The organism is Metabacillus endolithicus (genome assembly GCF_023078335.1).
In the GTDB taxonomy this organism is placed as follows: domain Bacteria; phylum Bacillota; class Bacilli; order Bacillales; family Bacillaceae; genus Metabacillus; species Metabacillus endolithicus.
This window is the reverse complement of the sequence record NZ_CP095551.1, coordinates 93,239-119,297: the sequence shown is the minus strand read 5'-3', so window position 1 is coordinate 119,297 and position 26,059 is coordinate 93,239. Positions and strand designations below refer to the sequence as shown.

33 protein-coding genes and 1 pseudogene are annotated in these 26,059 nt (G+C 31.4%); 6 read left to right on the top strand and 28 right to left on the bottom strand.

Annotated elements, in window-relative coordinates; translation table 11 throughout:
• Nucleotides 1–56 precede the first annotated feature (56 nt).
• The 6 genes and pseudogenes from MVE64_RS26575 to MVE64_RS26550 form a co-directional block, all read right to left on the bottom strand.
• Nucleotides 57–464 carry a hypothetical protein gene (locus tag MVE64_RS26575; protein WP_247347726.1) on the bottom strand — a complete coding sequence of 136 codons (408 nt, stop codon included), beginning with the start codon at nt 462–464 and terminating at the stop codon, nt 57–59.
• A gap of 106 nt (nt 465–570) precedes the next feature.
• Nucleotides 571–933, bottom strand: a complete 363-nt coding sequence (locus tag MVE64_RS26570) for a DUF5412 domain-containing protein (protein WP_247347725.1) — start codon at nt 931–933, stop codon at nt 571–573.
• A gap of 726 nt (nt 934–1,659) precedes the next feature.
• Nucleotides 1,660–2,286 carry a hypothetical protein gene (locus MVE64_RS26565; RefSeq protein ID WP_247347723.1) on the bottom strand — a complete coding sequence of 209 codons (627 nt, stop codon included), beginning with the start codon at nt 2,284–2,286 and terminating at the stop codon, nt 1,660–1,662.
• Between the two features lie 136 nt (nt 2,287–2,422).
• On the bottom strand, nt 2,423–3,133 hold the full coding sequence (locus MVE64_RS26560; protein WP_247347721.1) for a hypothetical protein: 711 nt from the start codon (nt 3,131–3,133) through the stop codon (nt 2,423–2,425).
• 185 nt (nt 3,134–3,318) lie between these two features.
• Nucleotides 3,319–3,583 (bottom strand): annotated as a pseudogene (locus tag MVE64_RS26555) (CPCC family cysteine-rich protein).
• Between the two features lie 204 nt (nt 3,584–3,787).
• Nucleotides 3,788–4,210, bottom strand: a complete 423-nt coding sequence (locus MVE64_RS26550) for a DUF4304 domain-containing protein (RefSeq protein WP_247347719.1) — start codon at nt 4,208–4,210, stop codon at nt 3,788–3,790.
• 303 nt (nt 4,211–4,513) lie between these two features.
• Between MVE64_RS26550 and MVE64_RS26545 the strand changes: the two genes are divergently transcribed.
• A complete protein-coding gene (locus MVE64_RS26545) occupies nt 4,514–5,221 on the top strand; it encodes a toll/interleukin-1 receptor domain-containing protein (RefSeq protein WP_247347718.1) in 708 nt (235 codons plus the stop codon).
• A gap of 487 nt (nt 5,222–5,708) precedes the next feature.
• Here the strand turns inward: MVE64_RS26545 and MVE64_RS26540 are convergent, their stop codons facing one another.
• The 4 genes from MVE64_RS26540 to MVE64_RS26525 form a co-directional block, all read right to left on the bottom strand.
• Nucleotides 5,709–6,275 (bottom strand): thermonuclease family protein, encoded by a 567-nt coding sequence (locus MVE64_RS26540; protein WP_247347716.1) that lies wholly within the window; start codon nt 6,273–6,275, stop codon nt 5,709–5,711.
• Between the two features lie 44 nt (nt 6,276–6,319).
• The gene (locus MVE64_RS26535) at nt 6,320–6,820 is read right to left on the bottom strand and encodes an HD-GYP domain-containing protein (protein WP_247347714.1); all 501 of its coding nucleotides are present in this window, start codon (nt 6,818–6,820) and stop codon (nt 6,320–6,322) included.
• 297 nt (nt 6,821–7,117) lie between these two features.
• Nucleotides 7,118–7,597 (bottom strand): hypothetical protein, encoded by a 480-nt coding sequence (locus tag MVE64_RS26530; RefSeq protein WP_247347712.1) that lies wholly within the window; start codon nt 7,595–7,597, stop codon nt 7,118–7,120.
• A gap of 63 nt (nt 7,598–7,660) precedes the next feature.
• On the bottom strand, nt 7,661–7,915 hold the full coding sequence (locus MVE64_RS26525; RefSeq protein WP_247347711.1) for a hypothetical protein: 255 nt from the start codon (nt 7,913–7,915) through the stop codon (nt 7,661–7,663).
• A 130-nt stretch (nt 7,916–8,045) separates the two neighbouring features.
• On the opposite strand from MVE64_RS26525, the gene MVE64_RS27680 reads away from it, so the two are divergent.
• On the top strand, nt 8,046–8,177 hold the full coding sequence (locus MVE64_RS27680; protein WP_281730527.1) for a hypothetical protein: 132 nt from the start codon (nt 8,046–8,048) through the stop codon (nt 8,175–8,177).
• A 109-nt stretch (nt 8,178–8,286) separates the two neighbouring features.
• Here the strand turns inward: MVE64_RS27680 and MVE64_RS26520 are convergent, their stop codons facing one another.
• The gene (locus MVE64_RS26520) at nt 8,287–9,822 is read right to left on the bottom strand and encodes a hypothetical protein (RefSeq protein WP_247347709.1); all 1,536 of its coding nucleotides are present in this window, start codon (nt 9,820–9,822) and stop codon (nt 8,287–8,289) included.
• Between the two features lie 278 nt (nt 9,823–10,100).
• Between MVE64_RS26520 and MVE64_RS26515 the strand changes: the two genes are divergently transcribed.
• Nucleotides 10,101–10,388: a helix-turn-helix domain-containing protein gene (locus MVE64_RS26515; RefSeq protein WP_425594029.1), complete on the top strand. Its 288-nt coding sequence runs from the start codon at nt 10,101–10,103 to the stop codon at nt 10,386–10,388.
• On the opposite strand, the gene MVE64_RS26510 is transcribed toward MVE64_RS26515, so the two are convergent.
• The 4 genes from MVE64_RS26510 to MVE64_RS26495 are packed head-to-tail and all read right to left on the bottom strand — an operon-like array spanning nt 10,359 to nt 12,557.
• Nucleotides 10,359–10,976, bottom strand: coding sequence for a TraX family protein (locus tag MVE64_RS26510; protein ID WP_247347704.1), 618 nt, complete (start codon nt 10,974–10,976; stop codon nt 10,359–10,361). The two genes, MVE64_RS26515 and MVE64_RS26510, sit on opposite strands and share 30 nt — an antisense overlap.
• A gap of 50 nt (nt 10,977–11,026) precedes the next feature.
• Complete coding sequence (locus MVE64_RS26505) at nt 11,027–11,269, bottom strand: hypothetical protein (protein WP_247347703.1); 243 nt, start codon at nt 11,267–11,269, stop codon at nt 11,027–11,029.
• A gap of 7 nt (nt 11,270–11,276) precedes the next feature.
• On the bottom strand, nt 11,277–12,227 hold the full coding sequence (locus MVE64_RS26500) for a helix-turn-helix domain-containing protein (protein ID WP_247347702.1): 951 nt from the start codon (nt 12,225–12,227) through the stop codon (nt 11,277–11,279).
• A 27-nt stretch (nt 12,228–12,254) separates the two neighbouring features.
• A complete protein-coding gene (locus MVE64_RS26495; protein WP_247347700.1) occupies nt 12,255–12,557 on the bottom strand; it encodes a type II toxin-antitoxin system RelE family toxin in 303 nt (100 codons plus the stop codon).
• Between the two features lie 685 nt (nt 12,558–13,242).
• Here MVE64_RS26495 and MVE64_RS26490 point away from each other — a divergent pair.
• Both MVE64_RS26490 and MVE64_RS26485 read left to right on the top strand, forming a co-directional pair.
• Nucleotides 13,243–14,325, top strand: coding sequence for a tyrosine-type recombinase/integrase (locus MVE64_RS26490; protein WP_247347698.1), 1,083 nt, complete (start codon nt 13,243–13,245; stop codon nt 14,323–14,325).
• A gap of 103 nt (nt 14,326–14,428) precedes the next feature.
• Complete coding sequence (locus MVE64_RS26485; RefSeq protein ID WP_247347696.1) at nt 14,429–14,605, top strand: aspartyl-phosphate phosphatase Spo0E family protein; 177 nt, start codon at nt 14,429–14,431, stop codon at nt 14,603–14,605.
• A 423-nt stretch (nt 14,606–15,028) separates the two neighbouring features.
• Here the strand turns inward: MVE64_RS26485 and MVE64_RS27675 are convergent, their stop codons facing one another.
• The 11 genes from MVE64_RS27675 to MVE64_RS26440 form a co-directional block, all read right to left on the bottom strand.
• Nucleotides 15,029–15,163, bottom strand: a complete 135-nt coding sequence (locus MVE64_RS27675; RefSeq protein ID WP_281730526.1) for a hypothetical protein — start codon at nt 15,161–15,163, stop codon at nt 15,029–15,031.
• 783 nt (nt 15,164–15,946) lie between these two features.
• Nucleotides 15,947–16,072: a DUF4825 domain-containing protein gene (locus MVE64_RS28255; protein WP_425594030.1), complete on the bottom strand. Its 126-nt coding sequence runs from the start codon at nt 16,070–16,072 to the stop codon at nt 15,947–15,949.
• A gap of 95 nt (nt 16,073–16,167) precedes the next feature.
• Nucleotides 16,168–16,662, bottom strand: a complete 495-nt coding sequence (locus tag MVE64_RS26480) for a hypothetical protein (RefSeq protein WP_247347694.1) — start codon at nt 16,660–16,662, stop codon at nt 16,168–16,170.
• Nucleotides 16,663–16,717: 55 nt separating this feature from the next.
• Nucleotides 16,718–17,761 carry a hypothetical protein gene (locus tag MVE64_RS26475; RefSeq protein WP_247347692.1) on the bottom strand — a complete coding sequence of 348 codons (1,044 nt, stop codon included), beginning with the start codon at nt 17,759–17,761 and terminating at the stop codon, nt 16,718–16,720.
• Nucleotides 17,762–18,094: 333 nt separating this feature from the next.
• Nucleotides 18,095–18,484, bottom strand: a complete 390-nt coding sequence (locus MVE64_RS26470) for a tautomerase family protein (RefSeq protein ID WP_247347690.1) — start codon at nt 18,482–18,484, stop codon at nt 18,095–18,097.
• Nucleotides 18,485–18,603: 119 nt separating this feature from the next.
• Nucleotides 18,604–19,014: a GNAT family N-acetyltransferase gene (locus MVE64_RS26465; RefSeq protein ID WP_247347688.1), complete on the bottom strand. Its 411-nt coding sequence runs from the start codon at nt 19,012–19,014 to the stop codon at nt 18,604–18,606.
• Between the two features lie 301 nt (nt 19,015–19,315).
• Nucleotides 19,316–19,576 carry a hypothetical protein gene (locus MVE64_RS26460; protein ID WP_247347687.1) on the bottom strand — a complete coding sequence of 87 codons (261 nt, stop codon included), beginning with the start codon at nt 19,574–19,576 and terminating at the stop codon, nt 19,316–19,318.
• A 105-nt stretch (nt 19,577–19,681) separates the two neighbouring features.
• A complete protein-coding gene (locus MVE64_RS26455) occupies nt 19,682–19,840 on the bottom strand; it encodes a hypothetical protein (protein ID WP_247347685.1) in 159 nt (52 codons plus the stop codon).
• A 181-nt stretch (nt 19,841–20,021) separates the two neighbouring features.
• Complete coding sequence (locus MVE64_RS26450; protein ID WP_247347683.1) at nt 20,022–20,390, bottom strand: hypothetical protein; 369 nt, start codon at nt 20,388–20,390, stop codon at nt 20,022–20,024.
• A gap of 13 nt (nt 20,391–20,403) precedes the next feature.
• Nucleotides 20,404–21,099, bottom strand: a complete 696-nt coding sequence (locus tag MVE64_RS26445; protein WP_247347681.1) for an SMI1/KNR4 family protein — start codon at nt 21,097–21,099, stop codon at nt 20,404–20,406.
• 1,272 nt (nt 21,100–22,371) lie between these two features.
• On the bottom strand, nt 22,372–22,800 hold the full coding sequence (locus MVE64_RS26440) for a hypothetical protein (protein ID WP_247347680.1): 429 nt from the start codon (nt 22,798–22,800) through the stop codon (nt 22,372–22,374).
• A 245-nt stretch (nt 22,801–23,045) separates the two neighbouring features.
• Here MVE64_RS26440 and MVE64_RS26435 point away from each other — a divergent pair.
• A protein-coding gene (locus MVE64_RS26435) for an IS3 family transposase (RefSeq protein ID WP_379053284.1) occupies nt 23,046–24,376 on the top strand; the annotation gives its coding sequence in 2 pieces (ribosomal slippage) (nt 23,046–23,427 and nt 23,427–24,376; 1,332 coding nt in all).
• A gap of 187 nt (nt 24,377–24,563) precedes the next feature.
• Here MVE64_RS26435 and MVE64_RS26430 read toward each other — a convergent pair.
• Nucleotides 24,564–24,773, bottom strand: coding sequence for a hypothetical protein (locus MVE64_RS26430; RefSeq protein WP_247347677.1), 210 nt, complete (start codon nt 24,771–24,773; stop codon nt 24,564–24,566).
• A gap of 113 nt (nt 24,774–24,886) precedes the next feature.
• On the bottom strand, nt 24,887–25,498 hold the full coding sequence (locus MVE64_RS26425; RefSeq protein ID WP_247347675.1) for a hypothetical protein: 612 nt from the start codon (nt 25,496–25,498) through the stop codon (nt 24,887–24,889).
• Nucleotides 25,499–26,059 lie beyond the last annotated feature (561 nt).

Sequence of the window (26,059 nt, the reverse complement as noted above, 5' to 3'; positions counted from 1 at the left end):
TGGAATATTAACAATAGAATTCCTATTAAAAGAAATTTTTAATTTATCAAATATACTTAATCCCAATGATTGAAAATAATATCTCCAATCCTATTAGGCTTCCAAAATGCTACTTGTTTCAATTCAGCACTGTAAAGTTCATTTTCAAACTGTGATAATGGCTTATTAAGTTCTTCGGTATTTAATATTTGATAATATGGCCTAAACAGATCATATAATAGCGAATCGTCAATGAATTTAATTTGATCGAATTGAACAATAGATGCAAACGCTAATAAAGGATAATGTGCATTAAGTAGAATATAATTATGTTTATTTAATGCATTTACTTCTACTTTAAAAAAGTTAGATTCTTGAGGTTCATTAAATTTCAAAACAGATCCTCCGTTGACATGGATAAGGCTAAAACACAGATGTTTAAAATGTCTGCCGTCCACTTCTGGAAGTTTCATTTTGCTGCTCATAAAAACCTGTTATACCTTTATAAAGCTTCATGAATCTCACCTTATCTTTCAATAATTAAGAAAGTCTTTATTAAAAAATGTCTCCCACCCTTAATTGTATAGATCGTTACTGATGTCTAAAATCAAATTTTTGATGCGGTACATCTAATGCTTGTCCGTTAATCATAACTGTATCATTGTCAGTCCAAGTAATATTTGCAATTTCTTCTCTATCATTCCAATATATATTTTTAGTTTTATTATTTTTTTCATTAAAAACTAATTCACCACGAACAGCATAAGATGTTGTTGCACCTCCATTGACAACATATGCATTTAAGGTATATTTTCCATCAGGTGAAGTTTTCTTTGATAGAAATTCTCCTGTTGGTAATCTATTCATATCAAAAAATGCCCAATAAACCCCATAACTCCCTAATGAAATAAATAATAAAGAAACAAAAATAACAAGTTTTAATATTTTTTTCATTTATTCCGTTCTCCCCCAGCTAGCAATAAAACATATTAAGATAATCATACCCTATATTTCACAATGTTCTATTGGTAAAATAACCCCTAGTATTGTGTGAATTCTTATAGAACTGCCAAGTATTTTTCACAACCTCTTAATCTTTCCTTGATCTAACCTATCTCCCTCTTCTAATTAACAAAGCGCAAATGTTATTAAACATTTGCGCTTTTATTGTTGAATAGGCTGGTTCAAAATACGTCTGTTACAATTCCTTCTTCAACTCCAAGTAGGATCAGACCTTCATAAGGATCTCCAGTAATGTCTAAAAGTTAGCTAATTACTCTTCTGCTCTATCGAAGAGCTGCCGCTGTTACACATTCTCATCTTCTTCTCATGCGCTTCGAATGCTGAAGATTAATCCTATACTATTTCCTTGAAGTGACATAAAAAGAAATATAAAACTAAAAAAAGTGAGGTAGTTATATGAGCACCTACACTATATTTTTTAACATTGTTTTATAAATTAGTTAAGATTCAACCATTAGAATATATAGTCATCAAAACTCAATCACATCATTTTTGTAACAATCTGTTATATATGACATTATTGAATCCTTAACTAGTTTCTTACAGTAATCTTCTTTTACTTTTTCCTCCTGGACTTGTATAACCTCTTCATCTTGGTCTATTCGGTTGTCTCTGTTAACTCTGGTGCTATCCTCTCGATAGTAAATAAGTTCACCATTAAATTGAAACTCTGTAATTATGGGGCCTATTAGGTGAAGGGAACCGAACGAATCGAATAAAATCTGATTTATTATTATTTACATTACTAATAAACTCATTAATTCTTCTTCTCTGAGTTTCAGTAATGAATCCAGGTAGAATATCACCGTTTTCTATGGCATTTTTCTTACTATAGTTTTCAGGGACTTGATTCGTAAGCTTTTTACCAAAACCTTTAATTTGTTTATCAAACGAAGTGTCCAAACTTCTTGCTAACAGATTTTCTCCTTCTATATTAGTTACGGTTATAAAGTAATTTGCGTAAGCAACTTCAATATTTTTGGAAGACACTATATCATCCACTTTATTTTTAATTTCTTCAGCTTTACTCTCAGAGCCTTCATCAGTTTCTTTTAATGTTGTAAAAATCGTAAAAGTAGCCATTGTTTCAGTAAAGTTTGGCAAAACATCAGTCACTTCTTTGTAATCTTTTAACCCCTCTAAAATACTCTTTCGCAACGTTTCAGATGCTTTGTTTGTCTCGGAGTAAACTTGTTCAGGTTCTTTGGAATAAAAATCTACAAACATAACTGTAAGAATGAATATACAAAGTAAACCTAACAGCCAAAAATATACTCTCTTCAATGTAATCCCCCCTTATATAAGGAATGTCCATCAATATGTAATTATGTATAAAACCTTATTCTAAAAGGCTGTCTACTTAAAAAAGACGAAAATATTTTACACATTTGCGCCCTTTAATGGAATAAATCAATTATTATTAAAGATTTGTAAGTTTAAAGAAATCAGGGTCTGGTTTCATCAATTTTGTACCTTTTTCTGATTGAAAATATATTTCTTTGCCATCTTCATAAAAAACCTTTATTTCTGTATTTCCTAATTCTATGACACTTGTTTTTTCACTAGATAATACTTCCTTATCCCAATCAATTGCATCATTTATAAATCTTACGATTTTCTCTACCTTAGATTTTTCTTCTATTTCAGAACATTTTTCATCATTTTGATTCTGATAAATACAGATATTTTTTGGAGTTTCTTCAATCCAGGTTGTTGAATTATATAGAGGTGTTTTGTCAAAGATGACCTCTGTTTGTTCATCAAATTGATTGTAGTTTGCTGATATCCATAACTCACCGTCAAATCCTTCTTTTCTCCATCGGGAATAAAACCCTGACCAATCATTTTCAGTATCGCCATCATTAAGAGCAGAATCCTCATATTCAACTTTCCACCCCAAGGCAGGTAGCTCTTTTAAATAAAAATTATAAATATCAGTCCATTTATTTCCTTTAACCACATATTGATGTTCAGTTGGTTTCAATCCCTCAAACAGAGGAATATCTTTGTGGTGTTCTGGAATTATGGACACCCCGTCATAAGTGTCATCTGTGATTTGTTTATATGTAAACCAACAAACGGCAATTAACAATGCAATAACCGCAAAAGTTTTCCAATATGTCTTTATCACCGGATTTACTCCTTCCCAAAATATTACCTAGTAAAAATAATTTTTTCGGAAAATGCAGCCCTATTCCTCAATACCAATTATTTCAAAGCCACTCGTTCAACTCAATCTTTTTTTTCGTAAAAAAGACGCGTTTCAATAAACGCGCTTCTATTGTGGAAGATCGAACATTGGAGTGCTAATAACTCCTATAATGGTTTCCAGTTAGGGTCTTTTATATCATTCTCGTTTTGGTTTTCTAACAGAATCAATACAGAATTCTGAGCATGCACCGAATTGAATAAAGTTTTCTTGTGCTTGCCTTAATGAAACATCATTTGCTCCACCCTGGTAATCTGGATCTCGAAATTGTACACCATAGTCTTCCCAAAAGCATATTTTACAAATTGCATATGTATCTGTTGGCTCTTCATCCAACGTTTTATATCCACAACAAGGACAAGTATATTTCATGTAATCACCTCACTCTATATAGAAAAAAGTCTATAATATTTCCTATAACTATCCACTTTATGTTCATAAATTAACTGAAGGGCATCATGAAAAAGATAATACTAACTGAAAATACTTTACAAACAACTATAAACAATCATTCCTTGACTTACATAAGGCCTTTCCTTATTCATTAAAGGCGCTTTCAATTGCTGAAGATTGCGTTTACTTGAAGAACTTGGAAATCCACGAACGGTCAGATACATTTAATAAATCTACAACAATGGATGCAACTTTCTCAAAATCTACTACTGATTTTGCATTTTCAAAATCAAACCATATACCGTCTTCATCTATTGATTTGGCTCCTAACCTAAATCTTTCGTTTATATCATGGGCAGTAACTTTGTTTGGCGGAATGTACTCTCCCCAATGTGTTGTTACACCTTCTATTGTACAAATCGCTAATTCAACTACAAATGAGCCTCCCCATTTGTTAAATTGAAAAGTAATTAAATCTATGTTAGTTTCATTCTTTCTTCTAAAGTGAGGTAATGAGCCTTTAAATCCTTGTTCTCTTAAAAAAGGTATTGCAACTGCAACTTTTTTTAAATCAGTATTCATCATTTCCCTTTCATTCGATGGCATTTTTCATCCGCCCCCGATAATGGATGATCAAGATAGTGACTACAGCCTGTTGCTCGTTAAACTAACATTTCCCGTTAGCGTGGTATGGATAAAAATAAAAGAATTATGCATATTAGTTCTCTTTGTTAAACATCAAATGTCCTGAGTTCAATTTTTACAGGAAAGGTATAACCCATAGACTTTTAAGACAACAGTTACATGCTTTCCATGATGAAAGGTATGGCCTCCTATATTATATGTAATTTTCTGGAGAAATGTGATATAATTTGTCAGTATTATACATTCAATTAGGGAGGTAGAAACATGGTTAGATGCACGGCTCCAGTAAGGGGACATAGCTCCGCGAGTGCCGCAGAAAACTGTCCAGCATGCAGAGGGCGTTCTCGCGGCTACACTTCGTACTCGTATTCACCCTCGTACTCGCATTCATCTTTTTCCCCGTCAAGGACAAGTGGGGGCGGTCGTAGCAGCAGCGGAGGTTCGGTCCGCAGTGTAAAACCACGCTGGTCAGGAGCAGGTTCGTCCATATTGTACACGCCTGCAGAAGTTCAGGCACTTACACCGGTCCGCAAAAGCGTTGAAGACCTGGCAGAAAAACTGCCTGACCTTCGAGACGTCTTCCTCTGCCATGCGTGGGACGACCGGAAGGGGGCAGCCAAGGAGCTGCACGATTTGCTTCAGTCACTTGGTGTTTCCGTCTGGTTCAGCGAGAAAGATGTTGGCCTCGGTCAGCCGTTGATGCGCACCATCGACAAAGGCTTAGCGAACTCTCGAGTTGGGATTGTGCTGGTTACCCCTGAGTTACTACGCCGCCTCCCAAAAGAGGGTATCGCTGACAAAGAACTTTCAGCACTCCTCGCACGTGATCGGCTCGTTCCGATTGTGCATGGGACAACGTATGAAGCTCTCCGCGAAGTCAGTCCCTTGCTCGGATCGCGAAGCGGCCTGGACACTGCTGAAGAGCCAATGGCAGACGTAGCGGCTAAGCTCGCAGAACTAGTCGCCCTCTAAGCTCTATTGGTCAACCGAAGTTTGCTGTTCAGGTGGGGCCACATGGACTCCGTTACCTGGCGAACGCGTTTTACCAATGTTTAAACCCAATGATATTGCATTGGGTTTTTTCTTTGTCGGGAATAGAATAATGTTTTCGGCAATTGATAACTCCGATCTAAACTGACCTGTTAGCCATATGTATCGCAAAAATCATGGCTTCACCACAAAGAATGAAAATATATTTAAACCGTCAATACTGATTCTTATGTTTTAAAATAATATTCAATTAAATGACCCTATTCTTGAAGATTAAAGGTAAAACACAAGGGATTTTCCGGTATAATCTTCTTTAAAACGGTACTACTTTCTTTTAAAGCTACACTACATATAAATACAGATCTTTATATTCTGCTCATGATTTTATAAAATATATATTGTTACTTAACAACCTTTTCGAAAAAAAGCCCCGAAAAAGGGCTATAAATTGATAAAATCAGGTTAAATATTAATATCCGTTATAGGCTTCTATATCAAATCCATTATTGCTGTCCACATACTTTTCTTTGGACCAAATATTTATTTGTTTATTAGTAGCAACCTGCTCAGCCTCTCTGTACTTATCAATATACTTATAATCGTTATAAAGATATGCAACTCTTACTAATCCTTCTTTAAGGAGCAGCTCCTGTACACTTTGACCATTAAATTTAACATGTATTAATTTTCTATCATATTTATCTATAATATCAATGTCATATTCAATTTCAATATCTTTATCTTCGATTAGATTCCTTAAGAAAAGAGTAGCTTCTTTACCATAAGGTTGCCTAGTTTTCGTGTACTCTGGTGCGTTTATACATAATAGTCGCCCAACGTGTAGTGTGCCATCACCAGTACGAAATTCAATAGTATCACCGTCAATGACTCGTTCAACATGAACATTTTCGGGAAGAGATATAGGAGTAATCGAGGTGCCGAGACTTTCTATTGTTGAGGACAAGCTTGTATTGTTACTACATCCATATAGAAACATAAAAACAATAAGAAATAGACTATATTTTACTGCTTTCATACATTTATTCCTCTCGTTTTTATGCAAATTGCTTAATTTTGCTATCAGACTGAACTACCATTGATAAAACGGAGAGTGCACCTGGATCGAAAGCCTGTTGAGGCTTCCATTAATTTAAGTGATTCCAGTGTAGAGTATGAATCATCATGATTATATTTTCTCTTGGCTGTTAAGGCACTGAAGACATCAGTAACATTTGCTATACGCCCAATTAGTGATAATTTTCCATGTTTAATTCCTAGCGGGTATCCGCTTCCGTCAATTCTTTCGTGATGTTGTGAACAGAACTCAATAATATTTGAATCGAATTCCATTTCACTTAGTAAAAAGACACCTTGTAACACGTGGTTTTTTAGTTGTTTTCGCTCAACTTTTGAAAGTTTTTTATCTGTTTTAAGTACTTCATCGCTCATTTCAATTTTTCCTATATCATGCAACAAACCAGCTAGGAAGAGTTGTTCCTTATTTAAGTTTAATATCTGGCCCATTTTATATGAGTAGTACGCTACAAGTAAGCTATGGTCCCCTGTTCTTGGATCTCTCATATTTAAACACTGGAATAAAACATAGCCATTTCCCACTCTCTTTCTTTGCTATTCTTCTGCATTAATTTTACAAATAAGTCCTTTGCTTCTTCTAAAATTATCATAGTAAATTTCCTCCCTTTATAAAAAAAGAAAACACGCAAACGACTCTGTATTCCAAGAGCTATTTGCGTGTTCCGCCTTTTAGTATATTTAATTAGTTAATATGATAACAGAATTGAGACCATATGCAATGCCATATGTGAACATTTGAATTATTTTTAAATTTTATAAAGGGTCTAATCCTTACCTATATTATCAATACTTTTCTTTTTTTGTACCGATATAGTCAAGAATAGCAGCTTCGTCACATGTATTCCAAGCAGGAGAATTATAACGATGTCTCTTTTCATCCCAATGCATATCAACTTCCATAGCACCTAATTCAGGATAATAATCAACTTGAATCCATTTTATATCATTCGTTAGATATTCAGAAATCTCTTCATAGTTAACAAACATAGGTTTAATGTAAGTATTTCTTATATTAGTGGCAATATGCTCTACAAAGTTTGTTACAGAATAACTCTCTTTTGCTTCTATTAGAAATACTGTTACCATTCTTTGATCGTTTAGTTCATTTTTAGTCATGTGTATTTCTACATTACAATAGTCCATAGCAATTTCATTCGTCTTTTCGTCTGCTATCTTGTTAGTATTAAGATATGGGAATTTAAACTTAAGAATTCCTGACTTGTAACTATAAACAATCTTTACCGTACTATTCTTGGAAAACATATTGTATCCTCCAATGCTATATTTAAATTTTATTCCTCTCGAAGAGAGGATGTTAAGAAAAAATTATCTGCCTTCTATTGTTCTAATTGCTTTTTTCATTTCATTTAATAATCTCTTTTCCTTATCTTTATCTCCAAAGACATTGTAAAAGCCAAACTTTATATCATCTTCACTAACAGCTGACCATGAAAAGGTAATGACAGGAATAGAAAATATATATTCTGGGGGTTCAACTTCATTATCTTTTATAACGTACATTATTGCTTCTGTATCGTTATTAAAAACACTATGCTTTATATCAATTGCAATAGCTTTCATATTTTTGCTCCCTTCAACCCAAAATTAATATTAAAATAGAGGGACGTAACATAATCTTAATATGTAATCTCTAATACCTTTTAGTAAAATATAACTTAATTATTCTATATCTAAAGAGGGGTTATGTAAAATGGAAACTGTATGGTACGTAATAGAAAGACCATTAAAATTAGTATTCTGGGGAATAGTATTAACTGCAATTACTCTGTCACCATTTATACAAATTAACGGTATGAATTTAATCCAATATCTACTTCAATAATGAAGATTTAATTCTTCATTAAATTATTAAAACCTAATATCAAGCACCGATTTTCTTTTAATAGTTGAGTCGGTGCTTGGTTCACTAATTTCCTCTTAGTTTTGTAAGATTAATTCACTATCCTAAATTTTACATTAGCAGGATAGTATTCTGCATCTACACTAATATAGTAGATATCATTTAGAGGGATTTCAATCTTATCTGTAGAGGAAAAACTTAATTTCTTCCCAATTAAAGTTCCATACTTGTCATATACACTAATGGCAGTGTCATCACCATATAAAAATGCATCGCCTTGTTTCAGATTAACTGTAAAAATGTCATCATCCCAATAGTTTTTTACATTGTTGTTATATAGTACATTTGTTAATATAGGCATTGCATTTGCAAATGATTCATTACTTTCAAATTCGCTATTAAAATATGTTTTATTTGAAGGAAATGATACCTTAATTCTATATGGTTTAGAAGATGAATAAGAATTCTGATCTTCTTCAACAGTTATATAATATGTTCCAGCTGATTCAGCATTAAAAGCTATTTCGTCATGAAGATAATTTGATTCTAATATTGTACCGAATTGATTTCGAATAGTAATCTCGGTGTCTTCACTATTCCAATCTTTAAATACTTCAATCTGACCTGGTCCTTTTACGTCTAGCTTGTAATAATCAATATCACCCAGTGTATCAATTGTATCCGAGTATGACATACCATTATTAATATTAGTTGCAGTTTGTAATGTATCATTAGACTGATTATTTTTTGATGATGGATATGTAACTTTTAATTGGTATGCAACCTGATCCTCTCTATATAAACGATTATTATAGAGTTCAACGTAATAGGTACCTTTCTCTGCCTCAAACTCCCCTCTTCTATAAAGACTATCTAGAACAGCCATTCCATTTTCGTCATATACTTTAAACTTAACATCATCATTATGTATATTTACACGAACTTCTCCACTACTTTCAACGTTAATTGAATAAATATCATCTTGACCTTCTACCAATAATCCATTAATAACAACACCAGAGCTAATGGCCATTGCTGAATCTTTATCATCGTTAGGCTCAACTTCATTTATTTTAACTGTGTTTTCTTTTAGTGTATTTTTATAGCTTCTTAAATCCTCTTCCCAATCAGTTAAAGAAGTAGATATTAATTTAGGAAGTGGACTGTAACCTCCAGCAGCCTTTATATTTTTTGCTCGTTCTTTTAGCCTTTTGAGTTTAGCTAATTCAGAAGAAACACCGCTAGTGTTTCCATTTGATATTTCCCTATCTATTTTATCCAAGAAGCGGAATTGAGAGACTTCATATATAACTCGTTCTCTTGCGATTTTGGCATTTTTTACGTATTTTTCAAGAAGAGATCTTCGATTTGAACTACCGCTTACTTTTCCGATTGCTGCTTCAGTCTGCTTAATCTTATTAGATAAAGAATCATACTGCATATTGATAATAGCTATGTTACCTGAACTGATAATTCTATTAAATTCATTAAGTTGAGTTGTTAACTCGTTACCAAGCGTAACTGCTTTTTGGGAACTGGATGAAGCGGCTGATGCATTAGGTGCTAAGATTATTGAGCTTGACAGTAAGCAAGTCAACATTAGTGATTTTCCTTTTGATATTTTCATGTGTATTCTCCTGTCTTTAAAATCTGAAGCTAATATACCATTTATTAAAAGAATTGGTTTTATTACCCTTATCAATATTTTACTATTTTTATAATCCATAAGTAATGAAATCGAATAGATAAAAAGTCGGATTCACTAAAAAGACTCATTCCTTTCTTATAAAGGATTCACTCCCAAGGACATTTCTTTCAAATAATTAAATAGATTAATTTAACAAAAACCTAAACAGTGACTAATATAGTTAGTCGACAATACTAACTACACAACGTAATATTATCATGATAAGAAATAGTAGATGGATGGTGCTTACAATAATGGTTCAAATACGATCCAATTTAGCTAATTTAGTAAAAGAATACAACGAGAAAAATGCAGCTTCTTTGTCAATACGTCAACTGTCCGTCGATATAGAAGAACAATATGAGGTAGTAAGACGACTTTACAATGATGATATGGAGCGCTATCCAAGGAGATTACTTGAAAAATTATGTTCATATTTTAACTGTCGCATAGATTCTATACTCATCATTGAAAGCTCAGAAAAACCACAAGAAAATTCCAAGTAGTATTAAGTGAAGCGGATAAAATAAATAAAAGAGATATTTGGGAAGGTTTAATTGGAAACCCGGCTTCCAAAATATTAATAATAAAAATGGAACAGCAAATAATTGAATCCAAGTACTATAAAATAAACAAAAAAAGATGGTTACCAACGCAAAAAGTAAAAGTTGGATCATTTTTTTTTGTCTAAAAAGATAAAATAAAACTGGTACCCACACCCCATATAGACCGTATTCTAAAGGCAAAATTATTGGAACTGCTAGTAGCCATAATAATCCATAAAGCTTTTTCTCTTCCTTCAGAAAGGCAATGCCTATAACAGACACTAAAAACGTAAACAGTATATTAAATTGCATATTATTTATAACAAGATAGTGTGGGACCGTTGAAATCAATGCAAATACAAACAGTCTAATTGCATATTTCTTGATACTCTTTGTGTAGTAAGATCCAACAGCTATCCCAAAGGCGAATAAAGGAAAAGCTATTCTACCTACTACTCTTAAAAACTCAATTTGAGGGAAAAAGATTAGACCAATATGGTCTGTTAACATCGATAAAATAGCAATTAATTTTAATGTGTCATTTCTCATAAATCGTAACTTCCTAGTTGCAGTATTTTTAAAATTTACACTTACATATTTTAATGTTGATCGTTATTCTTTAAATTAATAATACCGGACGCTATTACTAAAAGGTAGTTTCTACTATTTGTCTTTTGCCTCTCTAATGTAAATAGATCATTACTTATTTTTATCAGCTGATCTTCTGATAAATTATTAATGATAAAGTCTAAAATGTCATCAGGATTACAAGTAGATTTAACATCATCTATTTTCTTCAGATGATGCGTTATCCTCGCAGCGGCTTTGTATCGTTTCAACATATTTTTGTTACTCTTCATCCAACTCACCTAAAAACTCTTCTATTATATTAAGAAATAAGTCATTTACACTTTGCTGGTTTTTATATGCTAATGTGCTTAATTTTTTGTGTGTATCATAAGGTATATCTAAGAGCACTTGATCAAAACCTGAAGAAAGGACAATACAATCTTTTGTGTTTTCTATTCTGCCTTTTAAAATGAATTTCTGTAGTAAATAAAACTCATCATCACTAATATGAATTTTTGACTGTCTAGTTCTTATATAATAATCCCCTAAGGGAGTCTCAAAAAATTGAATGTTTTTGGGTCCTATCTGCTTTATTAATGTATAGAAAAGATTGTAAGCCGGATGGTCTACGTACTTAGGGATAGGAATTTGAAATTCAACGAATCCCTTCCTGGTAACATATGGCTTATCTATCCATCCTTCAATATTAATATCTATATTATTAATATTAACTGATTCACCTTTTTCATTAAGAACAGATAAAGGATCTGTATTGACAATTACACACTTTTGATCGTCTAGTATTATATGCTTAAACAATCTAACCCCATTGCTATAATTGCTAAGTTTTCTACCGTACTGATTATTTCTTTTAGAATGTTTTTTCTGTTTTAATTCAACAAGAATCTTTTTACAATTTTCTTTAGTAAATCTACGCTCTAAACGATGTCCTATACTTACCATGCTGCTTTGAATTTTATTATCCAATGCAAGTTGATTCAAGTATTGCGGAGTTATTCCGACTATTCTTGATGCCTCTTTTAATGACAAATCGTTCCTGGTGTATATTTCCTTTAATCTCTCAACTTCTGTCGAAGTAAAGCGATAACCTCCATCTCTTCTGTGGGTATCAGGGTTAATTGGTTGAGCAAACTTATTGGAAATCATATATTGTATTTGTCTTTTAGTTTTATTTAATATACTGGCTAGTTCATTAACTGTAATGTACATAATTATATTTCTCCTTAAATGCTCCTGTTACGCTACTCCAGCAAACCAATCTTTAATAGCATAGTTATTATAAGACTGTGAGTCTCTATTTTGAATTTTCCCAATTTGGATCAACTTTCTGGTATCGTCTATTAGATAAAATAATCTAGTTCTTTTACATTTAACTCTCTTTATACTTTTATCAATATTTAGTGGAGAATATTGTAGAGAACAAGGACGTGGATCTAATTCAAGAACCTTCAAAGCTTTTTTAATAATTTCTTGATCCTTATAACTGAGTTTAGTTAATTCCTTATGTACTCTTTTGGAAATAAACTCAATTTTATACATCCTATAAACACCCTTTCTAATTTGTACATAGAAACGGAAGTATCTCCTGTCCTGCTATGTATCGTCCCATGTTTTAATTAATTTAATTTCCGTGGTTATATTTTTAGGTTATTGTTTTTAAGTTTCTGAGAATCTTATTACTCAAATTGGTTAGCTGTTTTTCCCTGGAGGAATCAATAAATGAAATTCCGAATTGAGAAGCAATCGTATTTACTAACATCAATAGCTTTGATATTACGTATAAGTCTTTTCCGAGCTTCAAGAATCCTTTCGTCTCTATCACCTTCTTGAAAAGTTACATCATAAATTTTATTATCTGATTTTGTAATTTTTTGATTATTGTGGTAGGATTGTTCGCCAACCATTCAAATACATTTTCTACCATATTGAAACTTATACTTTTCTCTACCTCCATCTTTTTACCATCTCCTAAAATGCGTATTATGTAGTTGACTAACTTAATTAGTCAACTACATAATAACAAGAAAATTAAGGTAATACAAGTATTAATATTATAAAAGAAATTTATTGTTTATTATTTGTATATAAACCTATGAAAATCATGGATTTTTCTAGGTTTTGAGATTTTAGTAGTGTAAAATTAGAAATAGAGAAGTTTAAGATTTGTAGGAGCTTGGACAAGGTTCTATTTACAACTTTATCCAAGAGAGGCAGGAGGGAAATTATGGAGATTATATTAAAGGGTAATAAATATGATTTAAATTTATCTTCTCCAGAATTTTGGAATAATAATCAATTTTTTAAGATTTTCATAGACAATGGTTTTTCAAGTGTATCCTGGGATCATGTTCCGGACGAAATGTTACTTTACCTTTTCCTGCATGATGAACCTACAATTGGCAAAAAAAGATCAGATAATACAAAGAGGGAATATTTTCGGGATGTTAAAGAATTTATTGAGTTTGCAAATCATTTTGGAGGCACCAGGTATATTGATGAGGAAGATGTTCAAAAATATCAATATATAATAGAAGAAAAAAATCTTTCTCCTTCTACTTTAAGAAGAAAAACATCTGTTATTAAGCAATTTTTAACATACCTTTTTAAAAGAGGAGCCCTAAAAAAAGATGTAACGATTATGCTAAAAAGGGTAAGTGTCGATAAAGAACAACTTGTTAATCGTGACTTTTATGATCATGAAGTGCAGCAGCTCTTAGAATACTTTAAAAAAGAAAACTATTTTGCTTACACATTGTTATATGTATTGGTTTCAACTGGATTACGTATAGATGAACTGGCAACAGCTGAATGGTCTTCCCTTTTTTATTATCCGAAAAATGATAGTTATTTCTTAAGTGTGACAGGTAAGAGAAACAAGGAGAGAAATGCTAAGATTTTTAATGATGTCCTTGAGGTTGTTAGTGAGTTTCGTAAAAGAAGAGGAATTAACAGTGAGTTATCCGAGGTAGATGAAACTGCCTTTTTTCCTAAAGCAAGTGGCGAGCATTACAATTCTAGTTATCTAAGTACTGAATTCTCTAGATTAATACTAACAACTAGCGATATATTTCCTTTTATTAAACGAAGAAAGATGCTTCATGAAAAAGGAGACAAGAGGTTTAATATTACTCCTCATACCTGCAGGCATTACACAGCTGCTTATTTTGCTGATAAAGGTATTGACCTCAAAAGCATACAAGATATGCTGGGACACGAGTCTCTTTTAACTACCGAGAGGTATTTAAGAAGACGCCGAAATTTAGAGGATCATGCAGGAGTAAAAGTAGGGGGAAACTTTATCAACTAATAAATACCAGTACAAACATTTATTTACTAATTATATAATGGTTCAAGGTATACATACATCCATTAACAATGAGAAAGGCCTGACCAATATGGATCATGAAGAATTGAAGTTAAATTTAATTGAACCAACAAGAAATTTAATGTATAAAGTAATCAATGAGCATGGTATTAATTCAGAACAAGCATTACGACTAAGTAAAATTATTGATGAATTGGTAAATATCTATTTGGAAAATCAACTATCACATAATGAAAACCCTAATGATACTTTTTATAAGTGAAATTGAGGTTTTATAATAAAATAATATTAATATTATAGGGTAACGTCAGGATAATACGAATTTTACAACGATAAGGTAGTTTTCAAACATAAATGTAGCTTTAAAATAAAATTTGATCATTAACACCCTGAAAATCCACATTTTACTTCAAATTAAATGAACCTGTTTCGAAAAAAAGATTGATCAAAACGGGATTATTCTCTATAAAGCACTATACAATTATACATAATAATGTTTGATCATTTTCTGCCTGCAATTCTTAACAATCGCGCGGTACAGGTGACCCAAAACTTATTTACGATGTTTTAGGTATAATGAAACAAGAGTTTTCGGAATTCACATTTTCTATGCATCTTCATAATACAAGGGGGATGGCATCATTTGAGTAAATGTTATATTTCTGCCTATTTTACCTAACTCAACTTAATATGCTTTACTATCACTTAACGATTTTTCAATATCTTTGGAGTCAATGTTTAATACTTCAGCCAATTTTGCTGCATTATCTGGAATGTCTTTTATATGGTTTGGACTTTCTTTGCTAAGTACACCTATCACTGTGTATACTTGTGAATCGACTGCAATTTTTTCACCATTGTTCGTAAGTATTTCTCCCTTTTTCCCTTCTAAAATACCCTTCTTTTGTTATTCTAGTTTCCTTATTTTCAACAAGATTAATACCATCTACTGTTCCAGTTACCATTATGTACAGGAAGCGAAATAAGACTACTAAAAACAAAACGGAAAAAATTAATTTAGAAATACAGATCCTCGATTCATATTTACTGCCTTTTTATAATTCATCATATACCTCATTTGCCTCGAAAATAAAAAAGTGCTTATCCATAATTTTTTAAGGATAAGCACTTTTTGGTAGACATTTGCTGATCGAAAACTTTGACTTTTAACATTTCTTTTTAAACACTTCACTAGTAAAACCTATAATACAAATTAATATTAAGAAAGGTATAACGATAGGAAACAAATAACCCAGTAAATCCAAGATTTTACCCTCCACTCATATTAGTTTGTATATGATATGAAGTTCACCTATGTCTAATGACTCGATTAATTTACTGGTATTCCTCAACAACAGCGCTTTGATTGCTGAAGATACCGTAATGTAATACATTCTACTTAAGAAGCTGATTTACATTGCTTTAATCTTCCAATTGTAGTTGAACAAACTTTTTCAACTCTTTTTCATTCGTAAAATCATTTGGTTCTCTTCCATACAATTCTTCTAGTCTTACCCTCGTTATTTTATATTCTAATTCTCAAAATTAAAGTTTATCCTGTCAGAATTTTGAATTAATGACAATAAAAATGTACCGTTGTATATCACTGCTTCTTCGTAATCTTTTGTTCTACTTCTAAATTATAATTTATGTTTATTCCATAAGGTTCTTCCTTAGTTTTAAGTTCAACCCATTCTAAATGTTCATTGCTTGGTAAAGAACTTAAAATATGTGAAACCGCATTGTTATCACCAACATATGAATCTTCATATATAATATTAATGGAGTCAGTTAATTAAACTGACTCTATTAATCGTTAAAATTTCACTCAATTACTTGGTTAGCTAACTTGACTAATTCTTGTACGTTTAAAGGCTTTTTCCCTTGAAAGTCATAAACGATTCTAGCTAGGTACTCCTTGTAATTAAAAGTAAGATATTGTACATCCTCATTTTCTAGATAATATGATGCTTCACCGTTTGCTAGTTCATATTCTTCTGTACCATAGTCTGAACTACTTCTATTGTCATTTTCATAAACTATTTTATCAATTATTAATACTAGTTCTCTTTCTGGGTTTTCACCTTTATATCTGTAAATGAATTCATGAGTCTTATCATCGATAATTATTTCGTTAGATTTACTAACAATTTCAAACGGGAATTTTGAAGGTTCAGAGATCTTGATATTGACAATTGAGTTGGTTTCCTGTTCAAGAGTTTTCGTTTTATTAACTGTTTTAAAGATAGAACCACTTACATTTGTTAACATAATTATTATTGCTATCAATAAAATAATAATTATATATTTTCTTTGCATATTCCCCCCCTAACTATATTATCTAAATTCTTCAGCAAAACAAGTGAGATCAATATTAGTCGTTTACTATAAATGACTCCGTCCATTTCCATTTATCTCCGGCAGCCAACCCAAAAGTGATTCCCCCAACACCGACATCTATTGACTTGCCGCCAGGGAAGTGTGGATGAAAATGGGCTCCTTGAACTGTATAGGTCCTCCCATGCATTTCATTACTATGTAATCTTACTTCTTGTTTTCCCCAACCAGCAACTTTATAAATTACATATGGTGATGACCAACTAAATTCCCAAGTCGTTCCATATAAATCGTCTTCTTTAAGTTTTGAAGTAAGTTCACGAGAAACTGTACTTGTTGAACCAGTATATGAAACCAAAGAATCTTTATTAGGAGCGTATTTTGTACCACGTTCATTAAACCAAACTGCAAATTCGTCATTGAAATTCGCAAAGGGTTGAGAATCCCAATGAAAGTTATTATAAACAGAATATCTTAACTCACTTCCATTTGATGTTCTTCCGTTGTAAATAACATACGTTTGTCCTTTCCAATCATGTTCGGCATCTACCCTATCCCATCCATTATATGTCTGATCAAAACCGCCTGCTAAAACTCTAGTACTACCTACTGATTGTGTTTGAGCTTCATTTCCTTTATCTTTTCTTCTTGACTCATTGATTTCCTTCGCCTTTTTTGTAGCCTTTTCTTTTACTTCATCTAGTGATTTCCCTTTGATTTCATAACTACTATTACTTACCGGATCATACATGCTATAACTTACTTCTTCTGTGTTTGTTTCTACTTTTTTCCCACCATTCTTTGCAATATCAATTTTAATTTCAGGTGTTATTTGATTAATCTCTTCTGTACTAAATCCCATTTCCGTCAAAACTTTATCAGCTTGTTTTTCATTTATTTTAATGACTTTATCTAAAACTTCCACCCTACCATCTTCTAACTTATCAATATAAAACTCTTTTGTAATCTTAACTTTCTCTTCACTAGCTTCTTTTGCATTTGCAGGATTACCATCTAATCCACATAATAAAGTAAATGTTAAAAGTACAATAAATATTGAAAATCTAATCTTATTACTCAAAACGAACTCCTCCTTATGTATTTAACTATGAATTCTAGTAAACTTTACCTATTTAGGAGGTATTTGTAAATGATTGTCTGTAAGTTCACATCTAAAAGACTAGTTCTCCATAATGTTATAGTGCTAAGTATTTAGGCTGAATTTTAATAATTAAAGGAAAATAGTTACTAAATCACAGGTCCCTTTACTCTTTCTCCTTAGGTGGCACTTTAATTATTATTCGAACAAGAACCGTGTAAACTAGTAAAAGTTTAATAAGCATCTTTTTCCTTGTTCCAGAAAGGCGCTTTGATTGTTGAAGATTGGTTACTCTAATGTTTTAGAACTAAAAATTTATACGTCTAAGTCAAAATTAATTCCTACACTAGATGCTTGCTTTCCACCCCTTATACCCCAATTATCAAGGTTAGGTTCATGTAATGTTGTAATTATAGAATTTTTACTTATATTCAAGGTTTGTGATAATGCCTCTGCAAATTCTGATATTAATGTTTCTTTTGTCTCTTTTTTTCGACCTGGAAACATTAATACCTCTATAAAAACAAATTCTTCGTCCCATCCTTCTGGCATAAACCAATTTGATTCTTCAATTTCTAAAAACTGCACTGGTCCATCTTCCAAAGGTACATGCAAGACTTTTTGCATTATATTTCTTAATCTATTTGCAATTCCTTGTTTATCAATATCTATCCTATTTTTGAGATATACCTTTACTAATGGCATGAAAACACTCCTTTTAAAATGACAATAAAAAAAAGATAAATTATTTCTGATTAAACACTTCAAGTTCTATAGAAAATAATCTCCTTAATTCAAATAAATTTCCCCAAAATTAATGTTAATTATTTAGTCAGTAAAGGTTTGGTCATACATTTATTGTTTATAAAGTCGAATTTACTATAAAATTCATGAGCATCGGAAGTCGCCAAAGCAAATGCAGTATATTTTATTTCTGGATGCTCAAATAAACACTCCATTAACCATTTTCCTAATCCATTACCTCTGTATTTATCATCTATAACCACATCCAAAATCCAAGAAAAAACAGCCTTGTCTGTAACTACTCTCGCAAATCCAATTTGTTTACCTCTATGGTATAATCCAAACGAAAGTGAGTTGTTAATACTATTTTCAATCGTTTCTATTGATCTATTTGATGCCCAATATGTTGTAGAAAGAAACTTCTGGACAGCATCTAAGTTTATAAGTTCGATATTGTCACTAACCATAAAATCATCTTTACGCCACTCCATTAATACTCCCCCGAATCTATATATAATCATTACCTAATATTCTCCATATAGATTGTTATCACCTGCTTGTTCCTATTTTAGTTGATACAAAAAAGGGACGTCGATGACGGTCCCTTTTCTACTATTGCGCTTAATTGCTTAAGATCACAAAATTCACTAAAGTGTTGTTATGTAGTGAATAAGCTGCAAAAATAACAAATAACTTACAAATAAACTTAAAGATGTTACAAAAATCCTTTATTCTTGTGAGTTATTTAATGCCGTGATCCCGACTCCGAGAACAATCATCCAGCCCATTTGGTTATTTTGAAGTATCACAGAGTGGACCTTCTTCAGGTTGCTTTTCCTTTGCTAAAATAAGGTATATTCCAAGAATAAAAGTAATTATTAAAATGATACAAATTAACCAATACATCGAAGGATAGTTATATATAACTGTTGAAACTCCCGTAATATCATTTGTTATTTTCTCTTCAATAGGACGAAAATAATAAAGAGTATCTATAAATAGGTATGTAAAAATAGCTGAAAAACTAATAAATATTCCTAATGCCTGTTTCATCATTTCCTCCTCTTAAAACAAGTTCAACTTAAAAAGGAAAAGTTCATCTGTATAATAAAAAAAGCGACTATCCTTATTCAAGAACAGTGTCCTATAATTGAATAATTAATTACTTTCAACTGATACTGGCTCATCATCTGTAAATCCTTCTTTTATTTTTTCTCTTATATCTTCGCCCCAAAATACAAACAAAGCTAAAATTAAAATAAAAACCAAAATAATACTCCAAAAGATTATTGAAGGAATGAAGCCTTTCTTCTTCAAAGTTTCTCCCCCTTGTTCAATTTAACTGCTAGTTAACTTAATACCAATTATTTCAAAATCCTTCAAATTGAGCAAGAGAGATCTTCCATTTTATATGGGCCAAAACATAATATGAGCGCAATCATCTATAATTGCGCTTTGATTGCTGAAGAAGGTAATTGAATTAACGCAACCCGTTACTTTAATAAGGATAATTTATTTCTATTGATACACAAGTAATTTGGCAATCCATCATTGGTATTGTTAATGAACATTTATATAATTGGATGCCGTTAACTTCGATTTCTTCAACTTCAACATTGTGGAGAAAAAAATCTAAGTCGTCTGGATTATTAGGTACTGTTCCAATCATTCCTTCAAGCCAAGTGTTAAAGCTTACCGAAAAACAACCCTTAAAAATGACAATATAATCATTTTTATTTCCTTTTAAATCGCCATATTTTAATTCTACCGTGAGAGATTTATGGTCATAAGTTAAGTCTTTTAACTTTGCATCAATGTAATTTGTTGCTAGTAGCTTGTCCATTATTTCCTTACAACTTTGTCTCAAAATAATCACCTACTCATTTATTGAAAAGTTTAATTCTTCTTTCACTATCCTGCCCCGTTAGAAAAGATTGAGTTTCATTATTTGAGGAAAAATGAAACCCTTTTTTATCGTCGGTAATGTTATATTCCTCACCTTTATATTCAAAGATTATTATTACTCCTCTATTTTTCAATTCACTTCTTAAGTCATTAATTGAATATTTTGTAACAAAAGGATTCCTATCAATTTGAGAGTTTGGTGTAAAATCTGCTTTATTTAGTACTTTATTTTCAACTTCTTTAAAGGATAAGAGCTTTTTTAAGAAATTATCGAAATCAGAAGCGATGTTTATAATAGTATCACTTTCAATATCTATATATACTACTGGTGGATCACTCGATTGATAACGATAGTCAAGAGCAATCCAGCTATGACCGTCACCTGAAATTAAGACTAGTCCTAAAGGTAGCCCCCATTCATTTAGCAAGTATTCATTTTCTAAAAGACCTCCAGCACCTATTCCCCTCAAGTGATCAATAAATAGGTGATAATTATCAACCTGATAATTGTTAAAGTGTATATATCCTCCATTTTGAAGAAGCAATAATTCAATATAGCTTTTAGGCAAAATTACACCTAGCTTCCTTTCAACATCTTGTACATCATCTTCAGTTAATTTTTCTAATCTGAAATAATTTTCATTTGTCCAAAAGTTTATATTATCAAACATGCTTTATCATCCATTCAATTTTTTTTTTAGGTATACTATAATTGTCTCCGAATTGCTTCACATTTAGCAGGTCCTTTAATAAATAAAGCGCAAATGTACTTATACATTCGCGCTTTGGTTGTTGAAGATTATAATATATATTTATCTCTTAATCGCATTAACTGTGTTTCTAATGTGTTGATGCATACAAGCAACAGTGACTTTTAATGTTTCAGGATTTGCAAAGACTAGTGCCGCTTATCAATCCAAGAACCTTAAATGCTATTTAAGACTTAATGTAATATGTTCTCCTGTATATGGATCAAATTGAAAATGGATTAATACCCCATCTTTCATCCCTTTAATAGAATAATACAGTTTATCATTATTATCACTTATAGTTTTAGAATGATTTTCTATAATTTCCACTTTCTCTTTTTGCTTAATACTACCTTGAGGCTTCTGAATAGGTAAATTCAGGTTTAGTTGTAATATAAATTATAGGGACACATATCAACAAGATAATAGAAATATATGTTGTAATTTTACTCATAAATGACTTAGAAAGATCTAAGTCAACTATTGTGAAAAACATCCCAATAATTACTGTACTTAGTATTGGTATTAAGGTATTAAACATTGTTATATAAACATATTTTTGTGAGTTCAAATTTAAGAAAAGTAATTCAAGAACTCCAATTAACACTAATAAAAAAATTATAATCAGCCTCTTTGCTCTCACTCGATCACTTCCACCAATGAAATTTTTTTAAATAACTTTCATACAAAATGTCTATGTCTATTCCTTATTATTTTAGAGGTTTCAGAAATTTTAATATATATCAGTTTTAGTGGAATAAGAACCATTACTTTCCTTTATGAATTTTATTTATTGATAAGTAAGCGACAAAGCTACATATAGCAAAAGAAGCGATAACCTCAATTTAAACCAGTTATTCTAAGATGTAAGAACTCAGTCCCCAACAAACTGGCCTTAACATGAAAAAGCACTTACCTTTATTTTCAAGATAAGCGCTTTGTAGGAGATCATTTGTTGTTTGAACACTAATTAGTCACCTAACCCTTAACTTCTCTTTTTAAAGATTTCCCTAGTAAAGCCTATAATACAAACTAATATCAGAAGAGGTAAAACGATAGGAAATAAATAACCAACTAAGTTCACAACTTTTCCTCCACTCATATTAGTTTGTATATGATATGAAGTTGTCATATGTTTAATGACACCGTTAATTGGGTTCCTCGACAACAGCGCTTCGATTGCTGAAGATATGTTTATTCAATTTTTGGGACAGGCTTAAAATATTTTCCTACATCTTTAATATTATTAGTACGTAATACTATACCTTCATAACTTATAACCATAAAAGTAGGAGACTTATCAATATTAAGTTCTTTCCCAAGATTAGAATCTGTTACAGACCGATAATATGATACTTGATGCCTCTTAAGTATAGAATCAATCTCATTCTGAGCTAGAAAAGTACTCTCATTTATTGATTGTTCAGGCGTACTATTAAAGAATGACATTAGTACATATTGATCTTCTTTAGTGGGTTTTATGGAATTTATTATATCGGAGTCATCTGTTGTTGGTTTAAATCCAACTGTAAATGAAAGAACAATTATAATTAATACAAAATACTTTAAAAATGTAGTTTCTCTTAAAAATACAAATAACTTGTTAAAATCATTTAATAGCAACTTAAGATACTTGATATTAAGTCCACCTTCCCTTATAAAATTATAGTTTTAAATTTCTATACATCTCCCTAAATTCCTTTCAAGTTAACAGAAATACTCTCGTATAGAATGAAAAAAGCGCACATCCTTATTAAAATGTACCCCATAGAGTAGACACATAAAAAAAGTCTACCTATAGGGTACTTTTTTGTATAATTAATAAACACATCTAGAGAAATTACAACAGGGACTGGGGAAATATTATTATGAGTAAAAAGACTTTTACAGAAAAAGAGATTATGCAGCTATCTACTAATAAATACGTTAAATCTGTTAGTTCTAAAGGAATCACTTATACTGATGAGTTTAAACATATCTTCATTTCGGAGAAAGAAAAAGGAAAGTTTGCCAGAGAGATATTTGAGGAATATGGTTTTGATGTAAATGTGTTAGGAAAAGAACGCATTAGATCAGCAAGAAGAAGATGGAAAGATGCATTTGATGAGAGTGGAATAGACGGTTTACGTGATACCAGAGCTGATAACTCGGGGCGTACTAGAGAAAAAGAACTTTCTTTAGAGGAGAAGAATGCTCGCTTAGAAGCACAAATCAACTTACTAAAGGCTGAAAACGAACTATTAAAAAAGATACGATTCGCGGAAAGGAGGATGAAGAAATAGTCCTTCCCCCTTGTCAAAAGTATCTTCTCATTCATTTAGTAATCGAAAAATATCAATTAAAAAATATGGTGAGCTATCTTTGTGGACTAGCTGGCGTCTCAAGAAGTGGTTATTATAATTATTTTACTGAGAAGTCACAAGAACAAAGAATACAAAAGGATAAAAAAGATGAAGTAGTAAAGGAGATTATCTTAAAAGCCTTCAATTTTAAAAACCGCAAGAAAGGGGCACGTCAAATCAAAATGACATTGGCGGGTCAATTTAATGTTGTCTACAATTTGAAACGTATCCGACGTATTATGAAAAAATACGGTATAATTTGCCCTATTAGAAAAGCGAATCCTTATAGAAGAATGATGAAAGCCACACAGGAGCATAGGGTTGTACCAAACCTTTTAAATAGACAATTTAAGCAAGGAATACCATGGAAAGTGCTCTTAACTGATATCACTTATCTCCATTTTGGAAAAGGAATGAGGGCTTATTTATCAGCTATAAAGGATGGCTCGACGGGTGAAATCCTTGCGTATCATGTGTCTGATCGAATGACCCTAAATTTAGCTACGGATACTCTCAAGAAGTTACAGAGAAACAGAAATTTCAAGAAAGCAAAAGACGCATTAATCCATTCAGATCAAGGAGTCCATTATACACATCCGGACTTTCAAAAGGCGGTTAAAAAGTTAGGATTACAACAATCTATGTCGAGACGAGGAAACTGTTGGGATAACGCTCCCCAGGAATCTTTCTTTGGCCATCTTAAAGATGAAGCCTCTATTAAAGCATGTACAACTCTAGATGAATTGAGAAAAGAAATTAAGCAATATATGATTTATTACAATTACTATAGATATCAATGGAATTTAAATAAGATGACCCCTGTTCAATACAGAGATCATCTCATTAATGCAGCCTAGGCTTTTTTAAAATTGTCCTTTACAAAGGGTACACTTTAATAAGGGTTTAGGCTTTTTTGAGTAAAAAACACTTAATTTCATTATTTTACTACTTATAAGATCTTTTTTATTAGACTTTGTTTGCTGAAAATCTTATTGCTGTAGAATTCCTTAACATTACCTATGTTTCATTTGGTTTTTCAACAGTTTATGAACAACATAAAATTGCTTTATCAAAGGCATCTTCTGGAATATATACTTTATTGTCTTTAATTTTATAAGGAATATTATTCTTTTCTAGTCTGTTTGTGTCAACAACGGGCACTGTATCTCCCCAACGTACATATTCACCATTAAATCCGCACCCACTAGTGATAATAAATGGAATTGATAAAAGCAAGAAGTAATACTTTTTCATTCTTTCATCTCCTTATTGGATTAGAACACTACTTAGATTATTTTTCAATTTATTACCCTTTTCTTATGGGACCCTTTAATTAAATAAAATATACTTATTATTAAACAAGTTATTTATTTGTCTGTGTGAATAACAAATTCAAACCCTGTTGGTTTTTGGAATGGCATTTTGCATTCTTTGAACGTTAACTTTATATTTGAAAGATCGTTAGGTAAAGCTGGCGATACGGTAAATGTAAAAGAATGATGAGTTCCTGATCCACCACCAAAATTGTTTCGGCAGTCATAATCAACCCCTTCACCTTCTATAAAGAGGTCAAAAAATGAATGTTCTTCAAACCTAAGTTGATCTTTATCTGAATCTTCTTTATCAATGGTAAAATGTACAACACTTGCATTTTTAAATTGACGAACAAATGTTACTGTATAAAAAACACCATCTTTTTCGAATGATTTCAACATTGGTATATTTTGCAGAAATCCTTTTGGTTCCACAGCAGGTTTATATATCTCTTCATTTAAAAAATGCGAGAAAACACTATTTAGAAAATCTTCATAAAAGTTATATTTCATTGACCATTTATTAATAAGTTCTTTAGTTGGAAAACCAGGGTTATTATTTGAAAGTTCCTTCCGTTGCTCAATTAAATAACATATTTGTTCATCAATTGTTTCTATTTTTTCATCATAGTGTTCTGTTGGTGGTTCGAACGGCATTCTCTTCAATATTTTTCCCTCCAGTACATAATAAGACAATACTAACATAATTTAGAAAATGACAGCGTATTGTTTCACTACCCTGTCCCTATAGTCAATAACAAAAAAGCTGCCTCTAATGACAGCTTCGTTCTTAAACTCTTGCGCTTTTATTGCTGAAGATGTTTTTTGAATTAACTCGCCATTAGTTTGTAGAGGGAACATTTCATTTATGTATTTAGAACATAGGACTAGATGTATGTTCTGTAGAACTTAGAAATTAATATTTAAAATAGACATTTCAAGTTTCCGTCCTTGTATCTATGTGATTTTAACGGTATTGTAAAATTATGAAAAATGGAGGTTCAATTAGAATATGATTATTAAACTGTTTATTATTGCAATTTCAGGCATATTAGCGTTTTTAACCTTCCAGGTTCCATTTGCAGTCATATGGGAAAATAGTGGATTTTTTGAGGTATGGAGTTTTTGGATTTTAATTTTCATCCTTATATTTCGGAGCAAAATAAAAAATGTTGAGTAGCAGAAATATACTATATATAATTAAACCATTCATGTAATCTTTTGTTA